A 1,291-nucleotide genomic window follows, 5' to 3' on the forward strand; every position below is an offset into this window, starting at 1 on the left:
AGGTCGTTCATCGCGCGAAGGGCAGCCGAGCGTGGCTCGGCTCTACCCGGCCGTTAGGTCGTTCATCGCGCGAACGGCAGCCGAGCGTGGCTCGGCTCTACCTGGCCGTGAGGTCGTTTATCGCGCGAAGGGCAGCCGAGCGTGGCTCGGCTCTACCCGGCCGTTAGGTCGTTTATCGCGCGAAGGGCAGCCGAGCGTGGCTCGGCTCTACCTGTCGCGCGCGACACATTGGCTACCGCCGCACGATCGCCAGCACGTCATCCAGCAACGCCGCGGCGGTGACCTCCGCGCCCGCGCCCGGGCCTTGGATCAACAACGGCTGGGCGGGGTAACGATCGCTGTGAATGGCCACGCGATTGTCGGTCTGCGCGCCACCGGCCAGCGGGTGATCCAGCGGCAGGATGCGCAGGCCCACCGACGCACCGTCGTGGTCGAAACCGCCGACGAAGCGCAGGCATCCATTCTGCTCGCGGGCCTGCTGCCAGTAAGCCTGCAGCGGGGCGTCCAACAACGCCAACTGTGACACGGCCGCGTCGGTCGGCAGCGCGGCGAGCGCCGCAGGCACCAGCGAGGCGACCTCGACCTGCTCGGCCCGCAACGCGATGCCGCTGGCGCGCGCCAGGATCAGCAGCTTGCGGCGCACGTCCTCCCCGGACAGGTCCACGCGCGGATCCGGTTCGGTGTAGCCGGCCGCAGCCGCCTGCCGCACCCAGTCGGAGAACGCACGCTGGCCGTCATAGTGATGGAACAGCCATGCCAGCGAACCGGACAACACCCCTTCCACGCGATGGATGCGATCCCCCCCGGCGACCAGCGCGCGCAGACTGCTCAGCAGCGGCAGGCCGGCACCCACGGTGGCGCTGTCGCCGTACTGCGCATCGCCTTCCTCGCGGCCGTCGGTGATGGCCTGCGCACGTGCCAGCTGCGCGCCCTGGCCCAGCTTGTTGGCGGTGACCACGTGCACACCACGGGCCAACCACTGCTCGTGCCAGTTGGCGACCTCGTCGCTGGCGGTCGCATCGACCACCACATCGCCACGCTGCAGCCCGTCGGCCTCGGCCCAGGGCTGCAGCGGCGGCACGCTGCGCGCGGCCAGGTTGGCCTGCTGCAGTTCGTGCTCCGGGCCCCGTTCGCAGGCACGCGCAGTGCGCGAATTGGCCAGCCAGGAAAATGCCGGCAATGCCATGCCGCGCGCCTGCAGCGACTGGTAACGCTGCACGAACGCCGTGCCGACGGTACCGGTGCCCAACAACGCCAGCCGGCGCGCCGGTGCGGGCGCTAGGTTCAGCAC

At 70.7% G+C, this 1,291-nt stretch carries 1 protein-coding gene; it reads right to left on the reverse strand.

The genetic code is table 11. The annotated features are described in order from the left end of the window. Positions 1–232 precede the first annotated feature (232 nt). Positions 233–1,252 carry a homoserine dehydrogenase gene (locus ACXJKH_RS20680; protein ID WP_457322195.1) on the reverse strand — a complete coding sequence of 340 codons (1,020 nt, stop codon included), beginning with the start codon at positions 1,250–1,252 and terminating at the stop codon, positions 233–235. Between the last annotated feature and the right edge of the window lie 39 nt (positions 1,253–1,291).

This window comes from Stenotrophomonas sp. P5_B8, from assembly GCF_054049855.1.